The organism is Phenylobacterium sp., from assembly GCF_028290885.1.
Taxonomy (GTDB): domain Bacteria; phylum Pseudomonadota; class Alphaproteobacteria; order Caulobacterales; family Caulobacteraceae; genus Phenylobacterium.
This window is the reverse complement of record NZ_JAQGIZ010000224.1, coordinates 1-3661: the sequence shown is the minus strand read 5'-3', so window position 1 is coordinate 3661 and position 3661 is coordinate 1. Positions and strand designations below refer to the sequence as shown.

At 70.4% G+C, this 3661-nt stretch carries 4 protein-coding genes; all 4 read right to left on the bottom strand.

Annotation, left to right across the window (positions count from 1 at the left end):
- Positions 1 to 269: 269 nt before the first annotated feature.
- Positions 270 to 680, bottom strand: coding sequence for a DUF3574 domain-containing protein (locus JWP28_RS14915; RefSeq protein ID WP_299544080.1), 411 nt, complete (start codon positions 678 to 680; stop codon positions 270 to 272).
- The gene (locus tag JWP28_RS14910; RefSeq protein WP_299544079.1) at positions 677 to 1843 is read right to left on the bottom strand and encodes an isovaleryl-CoA dehydrogenase; all 1167 of its coding nucleotides are present in this window, start codon (positions 1841 to 1843) and stop codon (positions 677 to 679) included. Before JWP28_RS14910 ends, JWP28_RS14915 begins: the two co-directional genes overlap by 4 nt.
- 51 nt (positions 1844 to 1894) lie before the next feature.
- The gene (locus JWP28_RS14905) at positions 1895 to 3190 is read right to left on the bottom strand and encodes a glycoside hydrolase family protein (RefSeq protein ID WP_299544078.1); all 1296 of its coding nucleotides are present in this window, start codon (positions 3188 to 3190) and stop codon (positions 1895 to 1897) included.
- A 103-nt stretch (positions 3191 to 3293) separates the two neighbouring features.
- On the bottom strand, positions 3294 to 3661 hold a 368-nt coding region (locus JWP28_RS14900), incomplete at its 5' end, for a magnesium transporter (protein ID WP_299544077.1).

Here is a 3661-nt window from a genome sequence, read left to right as displayed (position 1 = left end):
CGGTCAGGTCCAGACGCGCCACGCCCAGGCCGGCGGCTCGGCGCAGGGCGCAGGGTCCGGCGCGGCCTCGACCAGCTCCAGCCCGCAGCTTTCGGGCGGCGGGTCCGCGGACGGTTCGGCCTCGGTTCGGCGCTAGCGCCCCCTAGCCACACCGCGGCGGCGCGGCCGGCTCTGGAGAGGCTCCCCGAGCTTGCCGGCCCCGCGCCAGGTGGAAGGGCCGTCGGGACGATCCGGCGGCCCTTCGCATGTTCCGATGCGCTGCGCGGGAGCTAGAATGAGACGCAGGCCGCCTGGCTGATCAGCAGCACCGCGTCCTGGTGGAAGCGGATCTTATAGGCGCTCCGAGCCGCGTCGATCCGTCCCGGGACCTCGCGGCCCTTGGGCAGCACGATCAAGACCACCTTGGAGGCTTCGCGGATCAGCCGGTTCTCGTCGCCCCGCCACTGGCGGCCGCCGTCCAGCACCGTCAGCCCGTCCGGGAACCGCGGCGTCAGCTCCTCGTCCACGAACCTGCGGAAATCGGCCTCGCTGACGCCCGGCTTGTCGCCGACGTTGCGGCCGAAGAAGAGCTGCGCCGTGTGCCGGTATTCCTGCCCCGCGGGGCAGGCTGCCGGCGGCGGCGGCGCGGTGGCGCAGCCGACCAGGGCGAACGATAGTGCAAGAGCCCCCAGAGCCTTCATCCGCCGATCAGCTCCCGCCCGATCAGGAAGCGGCGGATCTCATTGGTGCCCGCCCCGATGTCATAGAGCTTGGCGTCGCGCACCAGGCGCTCCACCGGATAGTCCTTGGTGTAGCCCGCCCCGCCCAGCGCCTGGACCGCCTCCAGCGACACGCGGACGGCGCTCTCGCTGGCCATCAGGATGGCGCCGGCCGCGTCGGAGCGGGTGGTGATGCCGGCGTCGCAGGCCCTGGCCACGGCGTAGACGTAGGCCCTGGCCGAGTTCAGCGCGACGTACATATCGGCGATCTTGCCCTGCATCAGCTGGAAGGAGCCGACCGGTTGGCCGAACTGCTTGCGCTCGCGCACATAGGGCAGGACCACGTCCAGGCAGGCCTGCATGATGCCGAGCGGCCCCGCCGCCAGTACGGCCCGCTCATAGTCGAGCCCGCTCATCAGCACGCCGACGCCGCCGTTCTCCGGGCCCATGACGTTCTCTTCGGGGACCTCGCAGTCTTCGAACACCAGCTCGGCGGTGTCGGAGCCACGCATGCCCATCTTGTCGAGCTTCTTGGAGACGCCGAAGCCCTTCATTCCCTTCTCGATCAGGAAGGCGGTGATGCCCTTCCCAGCCGCGTCAGGATCGGTCTTGGCGTAGACCACCAGGGTGTCGGCGTGCGGCGCGTTGGTGATCCAGAACTTCGTGCCGTTCAGCACGTAGCGGTCGCCTTGTTTTCTAGCGACCAGCCGCATGGAGACCACGTCGGAGCCGCTGCCGGCCTCGCTCATGGCGAGCGCGCCGACGTGCTCGCCGCTGATCAGCGGCGGCAGGTAGCGCCGCTTCTGCTCCTCGGAGCCCCAGCGGCGGATTTGGTTCACACAGAGGTTCGAGTGCGCGCCGTAGGAGAGACCGACCGAGGCCGAGGCGCGGGACACCTCCTCCATCGCCACCACATGCTCGAGATAGCCGAGGCCCAGGCCGCCATAGGCCTCCTCGACGGTCACGCCGTGCAGGCCAAGTTCGCCCATCTGCGGCCAGAGTTCGCGGGGGAAGGTGTTGGTCTCGTCGATCTTCGCCGCGAGCGGGGCGATCTTGTCGGCGGCGAAGCGCTGGGTGGCCTCGCGGATGGCGTCGGCGGTCTCGCCGAGACCGAATTCCAGGCCGGGTCCTTGGTTCGGGATCATGCGGCGCGGCTTAGCATGAGCCGCGACCGGTCGCGAGTGACCCTAGCGGTGTTATCGGCGTTGCCGCGCGCGGCGCTCCGAGGCCCGGCCCAGCCGGTCGAGCAGGAAGTAGATCGCCACCACAAAGAAGCCCACGCCGGCGATCCCGGCCAAGCCGCCCACCAGCCGCGGGCCAAGCCACACCGAGCTCGCCACGGGCCGGGCGTTGGTCGCCCAGAAGATGCCGCCGCCGAAGAAGATCAGGCCCAGCACCGCCAGCGCCACCAGCGTCAGCACGCCGCCCTGCGTGGGCGCCGGCAGCGGCTGGACCGGCGGCGCTATGAACTCGTAGGGCGCGGAATCGTCGATCACCAGGCGGCTGGGGTAGCGCGCCTCCTCCGGCTCGGCGGGGACGGCCTCCGCGGCGTCGTTGGCCGGCGCGGTGTCGAAGAGGTCGCGACCGCGCGGCGCGGCCTCCTGATCTTCCTCGTCAGCCGGTTCGTCCGCCTCGTCGGCTTCGGACGGCTCGTCCTGCGGCTCGGGCGCGCGCAGGAAGAACGGCACCGGGTCTTCGAGCGGCGTGAAGCCCGGCAGGCCGAAATCGTCCTGCGGCCGCGGATCCTCGGGAATGCGTTCGGGATGCGGCCGCGGCTGGACTTCCGCCTCTGCGTGCGAAGGCTCTTCGTCGGGCTCCTGGAACAGGGTCGAAAGCCGCGCGGTCACCGCTTCGGCCGCGGACTTGGCGGGGCCCTCGGCGTCGTCCTCGGGCGGCGCGGGCGGCGGCGTCGGCTCGCCCTCGCGCAGCACGACCACCGCCTCGCCCTCCATGGAGGCGATCACCTCCACCGGGGTCTGCTGCGGCACGACGCCTTGCGCGTCGCCGTCCAGCAGGGGTTTGAGGATCGGCGATGGGGCCGGCACCCAGGCGTCGCCCTCGGGTGTCAGGAACACGGCCTTCTCGGACGCGCGGCGGCGGACCAGGGCGTCGACGACGATCCGCTCCCCCCCGACGTCGGCCTTGCGCCACAGCTCCATGGCGCAGGCCGCCAGGATCGGCGCGCCCTCGTTGAGCCGGCGCAGCACACCGGAGCGGTGGAAGTTGTCCAGCCCGATGTTGAAGACGAAGGAGGCCAGCGCGTCGAACTGGTTCTGGATCAGCGGCGTGTACACCGCCTCGTTCAGGGCGTGCGAGACGGCGATCAGGTCGTAGAGCAGCAGGGCCTCGGCGTCCTCCGTCGACACCTCCGCCCCTTGGCGCGCAGTGAGCGTGTGGCCATGGCCGATCGTCCAGCGTCCATCGGGAAGCTGGGCGGCCGTTCGGCGGTAGCCCTCGAACCGCTTGATCAGCTCGATTGCGGTTCGTGACACACGGTGGCGAGGCTGCATGCCCTCTGACCCAGTTTGACGCAACGCGCACAGGCGCCGGCCCTCACCGGCAATTCCTGGGCCGGACGGCTTACTCGGCCAGTCCTTACAACAGGATAAGCGCCGCTATTCCCAGGAGCGCGAGGAATCCGAAGAAGTCGGTCATGAAGGTGACCACCACCGAGGACGAGACCGCCGGGTCGCGCCCGAAGCGGTCGAGCACGATCGGGGCGAGGATACCGCCCAGGGCCGCCACGAACAGGTTGGCGATGATCGCCAGGAACACCACCAGCGACAGCCTGATGTCGTGCTGCCAGACGTAGAGCCCGGCGCCGAGGATCAGGCCCACCGAGACGCCGTTCATCAGCCCGACCCCCAGTTCGCGCAGGATGATGCGGGTGGCGTTCGCCGCGTTCAGCTCCTTGCTGGCGATAGCGCGCACCGCCACGGTCAGTGCCTGAGTCCCGGCGTTGC